The sequence below is a fragment of the Citrobacter sp. TBCS-14 genome, from assembly GCF_005280805.1.
Classification (GTDB): domain Bacteria; phylum Pseudomonadota; class Gammaproteobacteria; order Enterobacterales; family Enterobacteriaceae; genus Citrobacter; species Citrobacter gillenii.
The window spans coordinates 1-508 of record NZ_SZWM01001328.1 but is presented as its reverse complement, the minus strand read 5'-3'; the positions used below and the strand labels follow the sequence as shown (position 1 = coordinate 508).

At 55.2% G+C, this 508-nt stretch carries 1 pseudogene; it reads right to left on the bottom strand.

Annotated elements, in window-relative coordinates:
* Positions 1 to 87 precede the first annotated feature (87 nt).
* Positions 88 to 508 (bottom strand): annotated as a pseudogene (locus tag FDX22_RS27655) (LysR substrate-binding domain-containing protein); the annotation flags it as partial.

Here is a 508-nt window from a genome sequence, read left to right as displayed (position 1 = left end):
GTTGACGGATATCGTGACCGATGCGCGACTCAATGAAGAGGTGCGGCAGCAGCTTGAGCAACTGCCTTGCCATCTGACGTTCGCCAGTTAATCTGCATTTTGCGACAGCTGAGGTTCCAGTACCTCAATAAATGCTTCCAGCTGTCGCGTCATCGCCCCCCGACGCCAGACCAGCCACGTATTTAACCAACGCCAGTTTTCACTCAGCGGCCAGGCATTNGTTAACTTGATGGTGTCCCGGCATACTTTCCAGCATCGATCGCGGAATCAGCGCAATTCCCGCCCCGGCAATCACGCAGGCGAGCATGCCGTGATACGACTCCATTTCATGGATGGTGCCCGGCATTGCGCGATCGGCGTGAAACCAGCTTTCAAAGTGGCGGCGATAGGAACAGTTGGCGCGAAAGGCATAGATATTGTAACCATTCACATCGCTGGCCCGTTTGATGGGGGGGTGGCCATGTGGGGTGACAATCATCATCTCTTCACGGTACACCGGCATTCCTTC